The organism is Slackia sp. CM382 (genome assembly GCF_000293015.1).
Taxonomy (GTDB): domain Bacteria; phylum Actinomycetota; class Coriobacteriia; order Coriobacteriales; family Eggerthellaceae; genus Slackia; species Slackia exigua.
Genome location: NZ_ALNO01000005.1, coordinates 17,582 through 33,943 on the forward strand (window position 1 = coordinate 17,582; position 16,362 = coordinate 33,943).

Sequence of the window (16,362 nt, forward strand, 5' to 3'; positions counted from 1 at the left end):
TAGGGGGGCGTCGTGAAATCGCATATCGAACGTCCGAGCTGGGACGAATACTTCATGCACCTCGCATTCGAGGTGTCCGGGCGCGCCACCTGCCTGCGTCGCGCGGTGGGTGCGCTTCTCGTCAAGGACCGCCGCATCCTGGCGACCGGCTACAACGGCGTTCCTACGGGCCTGCGCCACTGCGAAGAGGTCGGATGCCTGCGTGAGCGCCTCGGCGTCCCCTCCGGTCAGCGCCATGAGATCTGCCGAGGCCTGCATGCGGAGCAGAATGCCATCATCCAGGCCGCCCGCCACGGGATCAACATCCAGGGTTCGTCGATCTACATCACCACGCAGCCCTGCTCGGTCTGCACGAAGATGATCATCAACGCGGGCATCGGGGAGATCGTCTATGCCGAAGGGTATCCCGACCGGCTTTCGCTCGACCTCCTCGCCGATACCGACATCGTCGTGCGCAAGGTCGAAAGAGATTGAGCCGCTTTTCGTGCCCGAGCGTTTCGCCTGCAGTCGTTTCCGCCGTTCGAAGGACGTTTCCCTCTTTTTGCGCTTTTAGTTGCGCGGTTCCTTTCGGCTTGCTGAATATCTGATAGCATTCCGCAATGCGGCTGTAACCGAATGGTTGAGAAAAGGGGGTTGAACGCACGTCATGCCTATCGTCCTCGGGGCATTGGCCGGAGCTTTCGGCTTCGCGCCCATCTTCCTGTCGATGAGGCTTTCGCGCCGCTCGGCATCTCAAGCTGCTCTCACCATCGGCCTCTATGGGCTCGTCGGCGTCTTCGCGTCCCTCGTCGTCCTGATCGCCGGCCTGCTGGCATGCGCGTTCAACGCACGAGGCGCGCTCGTCCCCTTCGTCGTCGCGGAGGGAATCGTGTTTCTAGGCGCGACCATAGCCTATGTCGTGTATAAGAACGTCCTCGCGAAGCGCAGAACCCGTCGCGGGGAATAGGGTCGTTTTCAAGGAAGGGTCAAAGCATGGGCGAAGCTCTTGATTTGTTCGTCTCCCAGGCACAGCACGTCTCGGAAGACTTCAATCCCACCACGGTGCTCAGCATCGGCGGATGGCACGTCACCCAGTACGTCGTCTGGCTCTTCATCGCCTTGGCCGTCACCTTCCTCGTGGTCCTTCTGGCCGCGAAGAAGATCAGGATCGTTCCGTCAAGCAAGTTCGTGAACATGGTCGAGTACGGCTACGAATTCGTGAATCGCAACATCGCCGAAGACGTCATCGGCGAAGGCTTCAAGAAGCACGTGCCGTTTCTGGCATCGCTGTTCTTCTTCATCCTGATCTGCAACATCTTGGGGCTCGTTCCGGGCTTCAAGACATCGACGGGCGCGATCTCCTGCACGTGGGCGCTGTCCATCATCTCGTTTCTGTATTTCAACATCTACGGCATCAAGACCTTCGGCCCCGTCCGCTATCTCGGCAATCTTTGCCCGAGCGGCGTTCCCGCCCCCATGGCGCCGATCATCTGGTTCCTCGAGCTTTTCTCCATGGTCATCCGCGTGCTCACGCTGGCCGTCCGACTCTACGGCAACATGCTCTCGGGCCATATGATCCTGGCCGTCTTCGGCATCGCCACCACGTCGTTCATCTACTGCGGCCTGCTCGATGCCTCCATGTCCATCGCGGCGGCGGGCACCTCGATCGTCTGGTTCGCGCTGCTCGTCCTCATGTATGCGCTCGAATGCCTGGTCGCGTTCCTTCAGGCGTTCGTGTTCGCGATCCTATCCTCGTCCTACATCGGCATGGCGATCCATCGCCACTAGGACGCGCGCCGGCAACGGCGCACCGCTTCGGTGACACGGCTGTCTTCCTTGCAGCTTGGCACATAGTTTAGGTAGAAGGTCCCAAGAAGGCTGGGACCCGTCGAAGGAGGAAATTGTGACAGAGATCACCCTTACGCTTGCCGCACTGAAGGTCGTCGGCTACGGCCTGGCCGCCATCGGCCCCGGCATCGGCATCGGCATCGCCACCTACGGCCTGTGCGTCGCCGCCGCCCGCCAGCCTGAGATGAAGGGTCAGCTCATGGGCTACTTCTTCATCGGCGCCGCCATGTCCGAGGCCCTGGCCCTGCTCGGCCTGGTTCTGTTCTTCATCGGCTAAGACGGATCTTCCGTATGGCATATACGAGAGAAGGACAGGAGGGAAGCGAATTGAAGGCATCTATCGCACAGGCGAAGGCGTTCATCGGCACCGCAGGCGCATCCGCCGCGGCCGTGGCCCTTTCGACCCCGGCGTATGCGTTCGCTGAGGAGAGCGGCGGCATCAGCGCCATCCTCCCCAAGATGAACGAGTTCATCCCGATGCTCGTCGCCTTCGTCATCCTCTGGGTCATCCTTGCCAAGTTCGGCTGGCCGGTGTTCGACCGCATGCTCGAAAAGCGCGCGACCACCATCCGCGAAGACCTGAAGAGCGCCGAAGCCGCCCGTCAGGAAAGCGAGAGGCTTCTTGCCGAATACAAGCAGCAGCTCGCCGACGCGAAGGCCGAGGCATCGAGCATCGTCGCCGAGGCGAAGAAGACCGGCGAGGCCGTGAAGGCCGATATCCAGAAGAAGGCGGCCGACGAAGCCGCCGGCATGATCGAGAAGGCCCAGGCGGCCATCGAGGCCGAGCGCAAGCAGGCCGTTTCCGACCTGCAGAAGTCCGTGGCGGACATCTCGGTGTCCGTGGCGTCCAAGCTCATCGGCACCGACCTTTCCGATGACGAGCATCGCGCGATCATCAAGCGCTACGTCGAAGAGGCAGGTAGCTTCAATGCCTCATAATCGACTGCTCGTCAAAGAAGAGATCGCGACGTATGCCGAGACGCTCTTCTCGGCCGCTTCGGCCGAGGGGCAGGAGCGCGTGCTGACCGTGCGCGACCAGCTCGAGCAGGTCGTGTTCCTGTATCGCGGGAACGCCGATCTGCGCGACGCCTTCGATGAGATCGCCTATACGGCAGAACAACGCCGCACCATTGCCCAGGGCGTGTTCGAAGGCTTCGATCCTCTGCTCGCAAGCGTCCTCTCGGTCATGGCCGAGCGTCAGGACTTTTCGGAACTTTCCCAGATCAACAATGCATTCGCTGCATTGATCGACGAAAGGCTGGGCCTCGCCGTCGTCGACGTGACGACCGTCGTCGAGCTCGACGACGAGCTGCGGACCCTCATTTCCGAAAAGGTCGCCGCCGACCTTGGCAAGAGCGTCGTGCTGCGCGAGCATGTCGATCCGTCCATCCTGGGCGGGATCATCATGAGCACTCAAGGTAAACGCATCGACGCGAGCGTCGTCTCCAAGCTGGAGCAGGCTCGCACCGTGCTTTCGGAATCTAACGATGGAGGTGAATGCTAGTGACAGAAATCACCGCAAAGTCTATCGACGAAGCATTGCGCAAGCAGCTTGAAGACCTCGAGACGAGCGTCGATGCACGTGAGGTGGGCATGGTCGTCCAGGTGGGCGACGGTATCGCCCGCATCGATGGATTGAAGGGTGCCATGGCGGGCGAACTCCTGGAGTTCATCGGCGCCGATGGCAAAACCGTCTACGGTCTTGCGCAGAACCTCGAAGAGGAAGAGGTCGGCGCCGTCCTGATGGGCGATGTCACCGCTATTCGAGAGAACGACCAGGTCCGTACGACCGGCCGCATCATGGAGGTGCCTTCGGGCAAGAGCCTCCTCGGGCGCGTCGTGAATCCGTTGGGCATGCCGATCGACGGCAAGGGCCCCATCAAGGCCGAGGGCATGCGCCCCGTCGAGTTCAAGGCTCCCGGCGTCATCCACCGCAAGCCCGTGCATGAGCCCATGCAGACGGGCATCGTCGCCGTCGACACGATGATCCCCATCGGCCGCGGCCAGCGCGAGCTCATCATCGGCGACCGCCAGACGGGCAAGACCGCCATCGCCATCGACGCGATCATCAACCAAAAGGGCAAGGACATGATCTGCATCTACGTCGCCGTGGGCCAGAAGGCCTCCACGGTGGCCAACGTGATGGAGACCCTCGAGAAGCACGGCGCCATGGAATACACGATCATCGTGTCCGCCACCGCGTCCGATTCCGCCCCGCTGCAGTACATCGCGCCTATGGCCGGCGCCGCGATGGGCGAGCACTTCGTCTACACCGGCGAGGACGGCAAGCCTGCGGGCCCCGAGAACCTGGGTCGCCACGTGCTCATCATCTACGACGACCTGTCCAAGCAGGCCGTCGCCTACCGCCAGATGTCCCTGACGCTGCACCGCCCGCCGGGACGCGAGGCGTATCCCGGCGACATCTTCTACCTGCACAGCCGCCTGCTCGAGCGCGCGGTGAAGATGAACGAGGCCAACGGCTGCGGCTCCATGACGGCTCTGCCGATCATCGAGACCCAGGCCGGCGACGTCTCCGCCTACATCCCGACCAACGTGATCTCCATCACCGACGGTCAGATCTTCCTGTCCACGGACCTGTTCTTCCAGGGCCAGCGTCCTGCCATCAACGTCGGCATCTCCGTGTCGCGCGTCGGCGGTTCCGCCCAGACGAAGGCCGTCAAGTCCCAGTCCGGCACGCTGCGCCTCGACCTCGCGTCCTATCGCGAGCTTCAGGCGTTCACGCAGTTCGGCTCCGACCTCGACAAGTCCACCCAGGACCAGCTGAACCGCGGCGCCCGCATGACCGAGCTTCTCAAGCAGGGTCGCTACATGCCGCTTGAGTTCGAGGAAGAGGCCTGCGCGGTCTACGCCGGCGGCCATGGCTACCTCGATGACGTGGCGGTCAAGGACGTCGTCCGTTTCCGCACCGAGCTTCTCGAGTACCTGCGCGCCAAGCACGCCGACGTGCTCGCCCAGATCCATGCGGATGCGAAGTTCACCGACACGACCGAAGGTGCTCTGAAAGAGGCGATCGCCTCTTTCAAGAAGCAGTTCGCGGCGTCGTAGGAAGGCGTGAGACATGCCTAACCTGCACGACATCGATAAGCGCATCAAGTCGGTTTCATCGACTAAGCAGATCACGCGCACCATGGAGATGGTGGCCGGCGCGAAGGTCAAGCATGCGACCGAACGCATCGCCGCCGCCGCGCCGTACTCCGATTCCATGGTCGAGATGCTGCAAGGTGTCGCGGAGCGCGTGCAGCCCAGCGAGAACCCGTTGCTGGAGAAGCATGAGAGCGTGAAACGCATCCTTGCGGTGGCCGTGGTTTCCGACCGCGGCCTCGCCGGGGGCTTCAACTCGAATGTTCTGCGCGCCGTCGAGAAGACCGTTCGCGCGAAGAAGTCCGAAGGAGTCGAGGTCGACATCATCGCATGCGGCAAGAAGGCCGGCGGGTTCTTCCGGTTCCGCAAGATGACGCCCGTCCTCGAGTTCAAGGACCAGTCTGCCGATCCTACGATCGAGCAGGCCGGCGAAATCGCCGACTACGCCATCAAGGCGTATGAGGAAGGCAGCATCGACGAGGTCGTCCTGATCTACAACCACAGTAAGAACGCTGCGACGCAGGTTCTCACCGAGCAGATCATCCTTCCCGTCGATACGACGGCCGCACCTCAGGCGCACGTCCGCACGGCATCCGCCGTCGAGGAACCCGCCGAAACCGAGACCGTCCCCGCGAGCATCGAGTTCGAGCCTGAACCCGCCGACGTGCTGGCACGTCTGCTGCCCGCGTACCTGCGCACGTCGATCTACCGCGCGCTGATCGACTCCGCGGCCGGGGAGCAGGCGGCTCGCCGCAGTGCCATGCACTCGGCGACCGATAACGCCACCGAGATGGTGGAGACGTTGTCGAGGTTGTATAACCGTGTACGTCAAGGTGCCATCACCACTGAGATCAACGAGATCGTTGGTGGCGCAGCAGCTTTGGAGGAATAAATGGCTGACGAAAGAATGCTTACCAGAGAGGAGCTTGACGCCAGCAAGGGCGCTACCGGTCGCATCGTGCGCATCGTGGGTCCTGTCGTCGACGTCGAGTTCCCGGCTGATCAGCTGCCGGCGATCTATAACGCGCTGACGGTTGACGCCATCACCCCCGCCGGCGAGATGCGCGTCGTCCTGGAAGTCGAATCGATGCTTCCCGGCAACCTCGTGCGTTCCGTCGCGATGAGCTCGACCGACGGCCTGGTGCGCGGCGCCGAGGCCGTCGACACGGGCCATCCCATCATGATGCCCGTGGGTCCCGAGACCCTCGGCCGCATCTGGAACGTCATGGGCCAGCCCGTGGATGAGAAGCCGATGCCCGAGGTGTCCGGCTACATGCCCATCCACCGTCCTGCCCCCGACTACGAGTCCCTGTCGACGACGACCGAGATCTTCGAGACCGGCATCAAGGCGATCGACCTGATCGAGCCGTTCATTCGCGGCGGCAAGACGGGCCTGTTCGGCGGCGCCGGCGTCGGCAAGACCGTCATCATCCAGGAGCTCATCAACAACCTCGCGCAGGAGCACAGCGGCACGTCCGTCTTCACGGGCGTCGGCGAGCGCACGCGCGAGGGCACCGACCTGTTCCTCGAGATGAGCGAATCGGGCGTCGTCGAGAAGACGTGCCTGGTCTACGGCCAGATGAACGAGCCGCCGGGAGCGCGTCTGCGCGTCGGTCTGGCCGGTCTGACCGAAGCGGAGTACTTCCGCGACCAAGGCCAGGACGTCCTGCTGTTCATCGACAACATCTTCCGCTTCACCCAGGCGGGTTCCGAAGTGTCCGCGCTGCTCGGCCGCATGCCTTCCGCAGTAGGCTACCAGCCTACGCTGGCGACCGAGATGGGCGACCTTCAGGAGCGCATCACGTCGACGACCACGGGTTCCATCACGTCCGTGCAGGCCGTCTACGTGCCCGCCGACGACCTGACCGACCCCGCGCCGGCCACGACCTTCACCCACCTGGACGCCAAGACGGTTCTGTCCCGTTCGATCGCCGAACTGGGCATCTACCCGGCCGTCGATCCCCTGGAGTCCACCTCCCGCGCGCTCGAGCCGGCCATCGTCGGCGAAGAACACTACCGCGTGGCGACGGGCATCCAGGAGCTGCTCCAGAACTACAAGGACCTTCAGGACATCATCGCCATCCTCGGCATGGACGAGCTGACCGAAGAGCAGAAGCTCACGGTCTCCCGCGCCCGTAAGGCCCAGCAGTTCTTCGGCCAGTGCTTCCACGTCGCGACGCAGTTCACCGGTCTGCCCGGCAAGTACGTCAAGATGGAGGACACCGTCCGTTCCTTCGCCGCCATCCTCGACGGCGAGTGCGACGAGATTCCCGAGCAGTGCTTCCGCCTGAAGGGCTCCATCGACGACGTGTACGCCGAGTACGAGGCCATGCAGAAGAGCGAGGACTAACATGCCGAAGCTAACCTGCGACATCGTGACCCCTGAAGCGAAGTGCTTCACCGACGAGGCCTTCATGGTCGTGGTACCGGGGACCGAAGGTCAGATGGGCTTCCTGTACGACCACGTGCCTCTGGTGTCGGCGCTCGCCGACGGCGTCGTCCGCGTCCAGCTCGATGAGGCCGGCTCCGTGAAGGAGTTCGACGTCGAAGGCGGCTACGTGCAGGTCACCGGCACGAAGGTCATCATCCTGGCCGACAAGGCCCAGGAGCGTACGGCCTGAGGTTTCGAAGAGGATTCCTCACGATTTCCGAAAGGGCGTCCCATCAGGGGCGCCCTTTCTCATGAACCGACCTATCAGGCGCTATGGAGCTTCCGGAACGAGAGGGCCGCTCCCGTTTCGGAAGCGTCGGGCTGGTATCATAGGCGCGTCGAAGAATCCAAGCATATGGCACGCGTCCAGGCCGGCGAGGACGGCGGGGAAGCGTGCGCGCACGCGCATGAAGGGACTGCCATGTCGTTCGTCCACCTGCATAATCACACCGAGTATTCGATGCTCGACGGCGCCACGCACGTGAAGGACATGGTGCGTCGCGCGGCCGACCTCGATATGCCCGCCGTCGCCATCACCGACCACGGCGTGATGTGCGGCGTGCCCGAGCTGTGCGACGCCTGCGCGGCAGTCGAGAGGGAAACGGGCAAGAAGGTCAAGCCCATCTACGGCTGCGAGATCTATTTCACCGAAGATCCCGAGGTAGGCACGAAGAAGCGCTCTCCGCTCTATCACATGATCATGCTCGCCAAGAACTCCGAGGGCTATCACAATCTGCTGCATCTCGTGTCCGAGTCGCATATGGACAATTACTATTACAAGCCCCGCACGACGCTCGATATGATCAAGAAGCATGCGAAGGGCATCGTCGCGACGAGCGCCTGCATCGCCGGCATCATACCCCGGCGTCTGCGCGAGCGCGATGTCGCGGGGGCACGGGAGTGGGCCCAGACGTTCAAGGACATCTTCGAGCCGGGGGATTTCTATATCGAGCTTCAGGATCAGGGCATCTCCACGGAAGAGGGCTTCTCCCAGCACGAGCTGAACGTGCAGCTTTCGAACCTTGCCCATGATCTGGGGCTCGAAACCATCGCCACGAACGACTTCCATTACCTGACGCGCGAAGACGCCAAGGCGCAGGACATCATGCTGTGCATCGGCACGGGGTCGAACTACGACGACGAGAACCGCATGAGGTTCGCGAACGACGAGTTCTACATGAAGACCGAGGAAGAGATGCGCGAGGCCCTGCGCGATTTCCCCGAGGCCTGCGACAACACGGTCAAGGTCGCCGAGAAATGCTCCGTGGAGCTCGAGCGCGATTCCATCCTTCCGCGTTTCCCGTTGCCCGAAGGCTACACCGAGGAGATGCTCTTCCGCGAGGAATGCGAGAAGGGGCTCATCCACCGCTACGGCAACAACGGTGAGATCACGACGATGGACGAGCTGCGCGCCGCGCGCCCCGACGTGGTCGAGCGATACGAATACGAAGCCGGCGTCATCATCCAGCAGGGATTTCCCGCCTACTTCCTCATCGTGCAGGAATACATCCGCTGGGCGAAGGACAACGGCATCGGCGTCGGTCCGGGGCGCGGGTCGGCCGCAGGTGCCATCTGCACGTACGCGATGGGCATCACTGACCTGGAACCTCTGGACAACGGGCTGCTGTTCGAACGCTTCCTGTCGCCCGAACGCGTGGAGATGCCCGATATCGACGTCGACTTCGACGATCAGCACCGCCAGGACGTCATCGACCACGTGCGCGATTTCTATGGGGCCGACCATATCGCGGGTGTCATCACGTTCGGCAAGCTGCAGGCGAAAAACGCCGTGCGCGACGCCGCGCGCGTGCTCGGGCATCCGTATGGCGTGGGCGATAAGATCTGCAAGACCATCGGCGACGAGCTCGGCATCACGCTCGACGACGCTCTGGAGAACAACGTCGACCTCAAGAAGATGTACGACGACGATGCCGACACGCGCGACATCATCGATGCGGCACGTTCCATCGAGGGCAACATCCGCGGCGAGGGCGTGCATGCCTGCGCGACGATCATCTGCCGCGACCCCTTGGTCGACCACGTGCCCGTGAAGCGCGACACCAAGGGCGGCGGCATGATCACCCAGTACGACGGCCACTACACGCCTGAACTGGGCCTGCTCAAAATGGACTTCCTGGGCCTGCGCACGCTGGGCGTGCTGTCGCGCGCCTGCAAGAACGTGAAGGCGCGCCACGGTCTCGAAATCCGTCCCGACGAGATACCCATCGAAGACGCCGAGGCGTTCCGTCTCATGCGCGGCGAGATGCGCTGGGGCATGGACGGCCTGTTCCAGGTCGAAGGCGCGCTCTATGTGAGCCTGTTCAGCAGGCTTCCGCCGCGTCGGTTCTCCGATATCGTCGCCTCCATCGCGCTCAACCGTCCGGGCCCGCTCGAATCGGGCATGGTCGACGACTACGTCAAGGTGGCGAACGGCACGACCGAGATCCATTACTACGACGATCGTCTGCGCCCCATCCTGGAAGAGACCTACGGCACGATGGTCTACCAGGAGCAGATCATGCAGATCTCGATGGCTATGAGCGGGTTCTCGGCCGGCAAGGCCGACCGCCTGCGCAAGGCCATGGGCAAGAAGAAGCTGGATATCATGCGCCAGCTTCAGGCCGATTGGAACGAAGGGGCCGTCGAGAACGGCTATTCGCTCGAAATCGCGAAGCAGATCTGGGAAGACGCCGAGAAGTTCGCGAAGTACGCGTTCAACAAGTCGCATTCCGCGGCCTACGCCTTGCTCGTCATGCGCACGGCGTATCTGAAGGCGCACTATCCGTATGAATTCATGGCGGCCGTGCTTTCCAGCTACATGGGCAACGCCGATCGTCTCATCAAGTACATCTCCAGCTGCACGCATTCGGGCATTCCCGTGCTGCCGCCCGACGTGAACACGTCGAATCTCGAATTCACGCCGCTTGAGGAGGGCATCCGCTTCGGACTTGCCGGCGTGCGCGGCATCGGCGAGGCGGTGGCGCAGTCCATCATCGACGAACGCGAGGCCAACGGCCCGTACTCGAGCCTGCACGACTTCGTGAACCGCCTGGATGCGAAATGCTATAACCGTAAAACGCTCGAAGCGCTGGTGAAGTCGGGTGCGTTCGACTCGACGGGGTACACGCGCAAGCAGCTCATGCACTTCATCGACGACACGCCGCTGCTCGAATCCGCCGCGAAGCGCCAGAAGGATCGCGATGCCGGCCAGGTGAGCATGTTCGACCTGTTCGCCGATGTGCCCGACAGCGGGTTCGACGACGACGTGCCGGCGCCGGACGGCATCGAGTGGGACAAGCGCATGCTGCTCGCCTATGAGAAGGAGATCCTCAAGATCTATGTCTCCGACCATCCCCTGCGTCCGTACGAACGGTCGCTCGAGTCGGTCACGAAGTACCACCTGGGCGACCTTGCGGAGCACAAGGGCGATATCAAGAACGCCGTGTTCGCGGGGCTCGTGGCAAGCGTCACCGTCAAGATGACGCGCAAGGGCACCAAGATGGCGAACTTCGATCTCGAAGACACGACGGGCCATATGGAGTGCGTCTGCTTCAAGTACAGCGACTTCGAAGAAGCCATCCAGGAAGACGCCATCGTCAAGATCAAGGGCCGGTTCGAGCATTCCGAGCGCGGAGACCAGATCCTCGCCTTCGAGGTGGAACGTCTGGATGTGGACAGCATGCGCGAGACGCCGAGCAACCTGCAGATCTCGCTCGCCGCTGCCGACTTCGACCAGTCCGTCGCCACACGGCTCTACGGCATACTCGGGGACTATCCGGGCAACGATCCCGTCGTCCTGTACGTGGAGCAGTCCGACGGGCGCAAGTTCCGCGCCGAGCTTCCGATCAAGGTCGATGCGGCCGATAACCTGCTTTATTCGGGCATCATGACGCTCTTCGGGCGCCCGGTGTGGAAGAGCCTGCAGGAGCAGAGGAGATAGGCGTCGTGGAGCAGGTGTCGGTCCATCGTGCGGACGAAGGGCATACGTATGGCGCACGCGACGGATTCGTCGCGTGCGCCGGCATCGCGCATGCCGTCGGTGCGACGGACGTCGCACGCGATGGTTGTGCCGCCGGTGCGGTGTTCTCTGCCGCAGAAGCCTTGGAAGCATCGCGGTCGTCGCGCTGCGTGGCGCTCGGCGTCGCCTATGACGGAGCGCCCTTCGCAGGGTTCGCGCGCCAGGCCGAAAGCCATGTGACGACGGTGCAGGGAGAACTCGAACGGGCGCTGTCCGTGCTCTACCGTCGCGCCGTCGACACGGTGTGCGCCGGACGCACCGATGCCGGCGTGCATGCGCTCGGTCAGGTCGTGAGCTTCGACCTGACCGAGGAGGAATTCGCGAGCCGTCCTTTGCGGACGCTCATGAAATCCATGAATGCGCTGGTGGACGAACGCATCACCGTCACATGCGCCGAAGAGCGTCCCGCAGGGTTCTCCGCGCGCTTCGACGCGACGTCGCGCGAGTACCGCTATTTCATCGCCACGGGCAACGCGCGTCCCGTGCTCATCGCGCGCAGCGTCTGGCATCTGCGCGGCGCTCCGCTCGATGTCGACGCCATGAACGCTGCGGCGCGGCTCCTGGTGGGCGAGCATGATTTCAAGAGCTTCTGCGTCGCTTCGTCCGCCTTGCATCTGGAAGGGGAGGGGCGGTCGACCTGCCGACGCGTCATCGAGGCGGACGTGCGCTCGACGCACGTGATGGGCACGCCCGTCGTCGAAGTCCGCATCGTCGGCAATGCCTTCCTGCATTCGATGATCCGCATCATCGTCGGAACGCTCGTCGCCGTGGGACAGGGAAGGCGTGATGCGTCCTGGGTCGCCGACGTGCTCGCGGCCCGCGACCGCACGGCCGCGGGCGAGACGGCCCCGGCATGCGGCCTGACGTTCTGGAGCGTCAGGTACTAGATGCCGAACGCCAGGGAATCGACGTGTCTCGATGGGACGCTCGAACCCCGGCGCATAGAGGGGCATTGGATGCCGAACGCTAGGGAATCGGCGCGTTTTCGAGATGCGCGGCATGGGTAACGGGTCTCGCCGGCATCTCGCATGCCGGCATTCCCTGCGTTCGCGCTAGGGATACGGCCGCACGCCTTTCATCGCGTCATTTCCACGAAGGCTTCTCGATTCATCGGGGCGAACAGCCGCTTGCCATCATTTTGTTACTTTTTTCGAAAGAAAAAACTCCCGATGGAATCTCCTCGCTAGAATAACGCGTCATAGTTTCGGAAGGCGTCGCATCCGACTTGTTCGGAGGACGCGTGTTTCGCGAAGCCGCCTGCAAGGGCGGCGAGCAAGGAGAGAAAATGGCGGATTCGACTCAGACCCGATCCACGTGGTCGGGCAAATGGATGTTCATCCTGGCGGCTGCGGCATCGGCGGTCGGCCTGGGCAATATGTGGCGCTTCCCGTATCTTGCGGCCAAGTACGGCGGAGGCATGTTCCTTCTCACCTATGTCGTGCTCGTCTTCACGTTCGGCGTATCGATGCTGATTCTCGAAATCTCGCTCGGTCGCCGCACGAAGCTGTCGGCGATCGGCGCCTTCTCCCATTTCGGGCGTAAGTACCTGCCCATCGGCATCCTGGCGTCCCTCGTGCCCTTCATCATCACGCCGTACTACAGCATCATCGGCGGCTGGGTGACCAAATACGCGTTCGCCTATATCGCCGAGCCGTCCGCCGTCACCGGCGACGGATATTTCGCAGGGTTCATCACGAGCCCCGTGTCGAGCTTCGTGTTCATGGCGATCTTCATGGCGGCTACCTTCATCGTCGTCGCGCTCGGCGTCAAAGGCGGCATCGAGAAGGCCAATCTCGTCATGATGCCTGCGCTCATCGTCATGGCTATAGCACTGTCCGTCTACACGCTGACCCTTCCCGGCGCGATCGACGGACTGCTGTACTATGTCACCCCCGACTTCTCCAAGTTCTCTCCCGAGCTGCTCATCGGCGCGCTCGGCCAGATGTTCTACAGCCTGTCGCTTGCCATGGGCATCATGATCACCTACGGCAGCTACCTTGAGAAGAAGGAGGACATCGTCCAGTCCTCCGCGCGCATCGCGGGCTTCGACCTGCTCGTATCCTTCCTTGCAGGCCTCATGATCGTCCCGACCTCGTTCGTTGCCCTCGGCGGCGGCGATGCGGTTGCGGAAAAGGCCGGTCCGAGCCTGATGTTCGGCACGCTGCCCCAGCTGTTCGACAGCCTGGGCGCCGCCGGCCAGGTGGTCGGGTTCGTGTTCTTCCTGCTCGTGCTCTTCGCGGCGCTGACGAGCGCCATCTCGCTCGTCGAGGCGTGCACCTCCATCGTGCATGACGCCACGCATTGGACCCGCACGAAGTCGATGGTCGTGACGATGGTCGCCATCTTCCTCGGAGGCATCTTCATCAACCTCGGCTACAACCACCTGTCCTTCATCCAGCCGCTCGGCGAAGGCTCGTCCATCCTCGATCTGGCCGACTTCCTTTCCAACTCGGTCATCATGCCGATCGTCGCGCTGTTCACATGCCTGCTGGTCGGTTGGTTCGTGAAGCCCCAGCAGTTCATCGAGGAGATCAAGGACGGCAGCGCGTTCAAGGCTGCCGGCGCTTGGACCGTCATGATCAAGTACATCGCGCCGGTGCTGGTGGCCATCATCCTCGTTGCGTACGTCGGTATGCAGTTCGGCCTCTTCAGCGTCTAGGCACCTGCGGGGTGCACTGCGCGCGATACGGGCGTTCGGACGATCTTCTTTCGGCGTCTAGACGTGTGTAGGGCTCATTGCGCGCGATGCTCGGATTGCTGCGCGCCGCCTCGAAGGGCTGTGTCGGATCGGTTCCGACGCAGCCCTTTTTGCATGAAGATCAGGATTCTCAGGAAGAACCCGTGGTACCCATCGCGCCGGATCGGTTCCGATGCAGCCCTTTTGCATGCGGGAGGAAGGGACCGACAAACGGCAACGGCAAGCTTGTACGACCTGCGTCTGAAGCGCGATGCGGTGAACGCTGCGAACATGGACGTGCCGCTGGCTTTCGGAACGGCAAGGGAATCGGTGTGCGGAATGCGGCGTTCAGGGCACCCCAAAGCCTTGGATCATCCAAAACTTCAGGTCATTCAATGTTTCGGACCGTCCAAGGCTTCGGGACGCCCAATGTTTCGGGTCGTTCAAGATTTTAGGTCGCCCAAGGCTTCTGACCACCCAAGGCTTCGGCCCACCCAAAGATCCAGGTCATTCAATGCTTCGGACCACCCAGAGCTTCAAGTCACCTAATGCTTCGGGACGCCCAAGGATTCGGGTCGCCCAATGTTTCGGGTCGCCTAAATCTCCGGACTCCGAGCTTCGTCCATGAAAAATAGAGAGAGAAAAAAAAGGGGGGTATAGCCCCTTTTCGACCATCGAATTCGATGCCGATGACAAAAAATCGCTGCTTAGAGAATCCCAAGCATTATTTCTGTTGTATTCACAACGAAACTGCCCTTAATTAAGCATTGATTCGTTGTGGTAACAACTTATGTGCTGAAAATATACCCCTATAGGGTATACTAAGCTTTAATATTTTGGCATTAAGGAAGGGTTTGACTTACGGCCTTCGGCGGCATTCGCTTGCATGTCCGGCCGACATGTCAGGCTCCTGGGCACGCGCCCGCGATTCCGAGTGTGCTCGCCCGTATGCGCGGACGGAGTTATATCTGATTGTCTTCTCGGTCGATTCGCGGGTTTTCCGGGAAGCCCGGGTGCGTCGAGGCCTCTGGCAGGACGGCGATGGTTTTCGCATGCGATAAGGACGGGAAACTCGGGTTCGTCGCGGCTCCAGAGCCGAATGTGATGAAATCTTAAATAAGAATCATTCTCACTTGAAGAATTCGAAGAATGCTCTATAAACAATATCAGTAACTGTTACTGATAAGGATTGATTGAATTGAGGTACAGCAGACAGAGAGAGGCCATTCGCGCATGCATCATGGACCGGTCGGACCACCCCACCGCCCAGGACGTATACCGGGAAGTGCTCGAAGCATTTCCCCGCATCAGCGTCGGCACGGTGTATCGCAACCTCATGCAGCTTGCGGATGCGGGAGAAATCAGGCTCGTGGACGTAGGGGACGGAACCTCGCGATTCGATTGCAATGCCGACGACCATCAGCACTTCAAATGCACGGAGTGCGGTCGGATCTTCGATGTCTCCTCGATCGAGCCGCAGGCTCTTGAGGATGCGCTCGGAGCTTCGGTTCCCGGCATGCCTTCGTCCTTCGCGCTCACGGTCTACGGGGTGTGCGACGAATGCCTCAAGGAAAGCCAGGATTAGATGCGGGGATGCCTGCGCATGAGATGCAGGGGAGCTCGCATATGAGACGCGGGGCATCGTCCCGCAGGAAAGGAATCATCATGTTGAACGAAAAGCTGAACGTCCTGCTCGCCGACTGGGCCGTCGCCCATCGTAAGCTTCAGAACCTTCACTGGTACGTCAAGGGCCACGCGTTCTTCCAGGCCCATGCCAAGCTCGAGGAATTCTACGACGAGGCCAACGAAGCGGTCGATTCCGTGGCCGAGCTCATCCTCATGAACGGCGGCAAGCCGCTCGCCTCGATGAAGGAATACCTCGATGCCTCCAACGTCGCGGAACGCGAATCCGACTTCATTTCCGTCAACGATGCCATGACGCAGGCCAAGGCAGATTACGAACTCATCCTTGCAGATGTCAAGGCCGTTAAGGACGCTGCTGACGAAGAGGGCAACGCGCTCGTCTCCGCCGCCATGGACGATCATATCGCCCAGCTTTCCAAGCATCTGTGGATGCTCGGCCAGTCCGAGCGATAGGAAGCCTCCTTTACGCTTCGCGCTTTCTGTCCGTAAACAGCATATAGCCAGGACAAGACATACATTGGCTTACGCAGGAGATCCGGGATGACCGTTCGTTCTGGATCTCCTGCTGTGCGACGAAAGAGCGAGACGTTCGCAAAGCGTTCGGGGCAGCCTTCGGCATTGCGACGATGTTGCCGTATCCGACGCCGCATCCGTCACCGACGA

15 protein-coding genes are annotated in these 16,362 nt (G+C 61.8%); all 15 read left to right on the forward strand.

The window, feature by feature from the left end:
• Positions 1-12: 12 nt before the first annotated feature.
• A complete protein-coding gene (locus tag HMPREF1155_RS02020) occupies positions 13-474 on the forward strand; it encodes a cytidine/deoxycytidylate deaminase family protein (protein ID WP_009076873.1) in 462 nt (153 codons plus the stop codon).
• Between the two features lie 172 nt (positions 475-646).
• Positions 647-946: a hypothetical protein gene (locus HMPREF1155_RS02025; RefSeq protein WP_006362112.1), complete on the forward strand. Its 300-nt coding sequence runs from the start codon at positions 647-649 to the stop codon at positions 944-946.
• A 26-nt stretch (positions 947-972) separates the two neighbouring features.
• Complete coding sequence (gene atpB / locus HMPREF1155_RS02030; RefSeq protein WP_009076782.1) at positions 973-1,767, forward strand: F0F1 ATP synthase subunit A; 795 nt, start codon at positions 973-975, stop codon at positions 1,765-1,767.
• Positions 1,768-1,882: 115 nt separating this feature from the next.
• Positions 1,883-2,104: an ATP synthase F0 subunit C gene (atpE, locus tag HMPREF1155_RS02035; RefSeq protein WP_006362110.1), complete on the forward strand. Its 222-nt coding sequence runs from the start codon at positions 1,883-1,885 to the stop codon at positions 2,102-2,104.
• Between the two features lie 14 nt (positions 2,105-2,118).
• A complete protein-coding gene (gene atpF / locus HMPREF1155_RS02040) occupies positions 2,119-2,766 on the forward strand; it encodes a F0F1 ATP synthase subunit B (RefSeq protein WP_009077000.1) in 648 nt (215 codons plus the stop codon).
• Complete coding sequence (atpH, locus tag HMPREF1155_RS02045) at positions 2,756-3,331, forward strand: ATP synthase F1 subunit delta (RefSeq protein WP_009076857.1); 576 nt, start codon at positions 2,756-2,758, stop codon at positions 3,329-3,331. The genes atpF and atpH overlap by 11 nt, the downstream gene beginning before the upstream one ends.
• Complete coding sequence (gene atpA, locus HMPREF1155_RS02050) at positions 3,325-4,893, forward strand: F0F1 ATP synthase subunit alpha (protein ID WP_202898191.1); 1,569 nt, start codon at positions 3,325-3,327, stop codon at positions 4,891-4,893. The genes atpH and atpA overlap by 7 nt, the downstream gene beginning before the upstream one ends.
• 13 nt (positions 4,894-4,906) lie before the next feature.
• Complete coding sequence (atpG, locus tag HMPREF1155_RS02055) at positions 4,907-5,821, forward strand: ATP synthase F1 subunit gamma (protein ID WP_009077048.1); 915 nt, start codon at positions 4,907-4,909, stop codon at positions 5,819-5,821.
• 15 nt (positions 5,822-5,836) lie between these two features.
• Positions 5,837-7,279, forward strand: a complete 1,443-nt coding sequence (atpD, locus tag HMPREF1155_RS02060; protein WP_345791491.1) for a F0F1 ATP synthase subunit beta — start codon at positions 5,837-5,839, stop codon at positions 7,277-7,279.
• A gap of 1 nt (position 7,280) precedes the next feature.
• Positions 7,281-7,550 (forward strand): ATP synthase F1 subunit epsilon, encoded by a 270-nt coding sequence (gene atpC, locus HMPREF1155_RS02065; RefSeq protein WP_006362104.1) that lies wholly within the window; start codon positions 7,281-7,283, stop codon positions 7,548-7,550.
• 231 nt (positions 7,551-7,781) lie between these two features.
• Positions 7,782-11,300 carry a DNA polymerase III subunit alpha gene (dnaE, locus tag HMPREF1155_RS02070; protein ID WP_009076935.1) on the forward strand — a complete coding sequence of 1,173 codons (3,519 nt, stop codon included), beginning with the start codon at positions 7,782-7,784 and terminating at the stop codon, positions 11,298-11,300.
• Between the two features lie 5 nt (positions 11,301-11,305).
• The gene (gene truA / locus HMPREF1155_RS02075; protein ID WP_009076924.1) at positions 11,306-12,265 is read left to right on the forward strand and encodes a tRNA pseudouridine(38-40) synthase TruA; all 960 of its coding nucleotides are present in this window, start codon (positions 11,306-11,308) and stop codon (positions 12,263-12,265) included.
• A gap of 398 nt (positions 12,266-12,663) precedes the next feature.
• Entirely contained in the window at positions 12,664-14,037 is a 1,374-nt protein-coding gene (locus tag HMPREF1155_RS02080; RefSeq protein WP_039993212.1) for a sodium-dependent transporter, read from the forward strand.
• Positions 14,038-15,253: 1,216 nt separating this feature from the next.
• On the forward strand, positions 15,254-15,640 hold the full coding sequence (locus HMPREF1155_RS02085; RefSeq protein ID WP_081501512.1) for a transcriptional repressor: 387 nt from the start codon (positions 15,254-15,256) through the stop codon (positions 15,638-15,640).
• A gap of 80 nt (positions 15,641-15,720) precedes the next feature.
• Positions 15,721-16,152: a DNA starvation/stationary phase protection protein gene (locus HMPREF1155_RS02090; RefSeq protein ID WP_009076798.1), complete on the forward strand. Its 432-nt coding sequence runs from the start codon at positions 15,721-15,723 to the stop codon at positions 16,150-16,152.
• Positions 16,153-16,362 lie beyond the last annotated feature (210 nt).

Bases quoted from the DNA above. Each gene is read 5' to 3' on its own strand.
- HMPREF1155_RS02025 (WP_006362112.1), top strand. From the start codon at position 647: ATGCCTATCGTCCTCGGGGCATTGGCCGGAGCTTTCGGCTTCGCGCCC.
- atpB (WP_009076782.1), top strand. From the start codon at position 973: ATGGGCGAAGCTCTTGATTTGTTCGTCTCCCAGGCACAGCACGTCTCG.
- atpF (WP_009077000.1), top strand. From the start codon at position 2,119: ATGGCATATACGAGAGAAGGACAGGAGGGAAGCGAATTGAAGGCATCT.
- atpH (WP_009076857.1), top strand. From the start codon at position 2,756: ATGCCTCATAATCGACTGCTCGTCAAAGAAGAGATCGCGACGTATGCC.
- atpA (WP_202898191.1), top strand. From the start codon at position 3,325: ATGCTAGTGACAGAAATCACCGCAAAGTCTATCGACGAAGCATTGCGC.
- atpG (WP_009077048.1), top strand. From the start codon at position 4,907: ATGCCTAACCTGCACGACATCGATAAGCGCATCAAGTCGGTTTCATCG.
- atpD (WP_345791491.1), top strand. From the start codon at position 5,837: ATGCTTACCAGAGAGGAGCTTGACGCCAGCAAGGGCGCTACCGGTCGC.
- atpC (WP_006362104.1), top strand. From the start codon at position 7,281: ATGCCGAAGCTAACCTGCGACATCGTGACCCCTGAAGCGAAGTGCTTC.
- dnaE (WP_009076935.1), top strand. From the start codon at position 7,782: ATGTCGTTCGTCCACCTGCATAATCACACCGAGTATTCGATGCTCGAC.
- HMPREF1155_RS02080 (WP_039993212.1), top strand. From the start codon at position 12,664: ATGGCGGATTCGACTCAGACCCGATCCACGTGGTCGGGCAAATGGATG.
- HMPREF1155_RS02090 (WP_009076798.1), top strand. From the start codon at position 15,721: ATGTTGAACGAAAAGCTGAACGTCCTGCTCGCCGACTGGGCCGTCGCC.